At 66.5% G+C, this 266-nt stretch carries 1 pseudogene; it reads left to right on the top strand.

Features of this window, described 5'->3' with window-relative positions:
- Positions 1 to 266: pseudogene (locus tag ACLJNW_RS25625) on the top strand (multidrug transporter subunit MdtA); the annotation flags it as partial.

Below are 266 nucleotides of genomic sequence, written 5' to 3'. Positions count from 1 at the left end.
CACCTACAAGGCGGCGCTGGCCCAGGCCGAGGGCACGCTGATGCAGAACCAGGCGCAACTGAAGAACGCCGAGATCGACCTGCAGCGCTACAAGGGGCTGTATGCCGAGGACTCGATAGCCAAGCAGACCCTGGATACCCAGGAAGCCCAGGTCCGCCAGTTGCAGGGCACCATCCGTACCAACCAGGGCCAGGTCGACGACGCCCGCCTCAACCTGACCTTCACCGAGGTCCGCGCACCGATTTCCGGGCGCCTCGGCCTGCGCC

It is taken from the genome of Salmonella sp. SAL4457, assembly GCF_046548235.1.
Taxonomy (GTDB): domain Bacteria; phylum Pseudomonadota; class Gammaproteobacteria; order Enterobacterales; family Enterobacteriaceae; genus Salmonella; species Salmonella enterica.
This window is presented reverse-complemented; position numbering and strand designations above follow the sequence as displayed.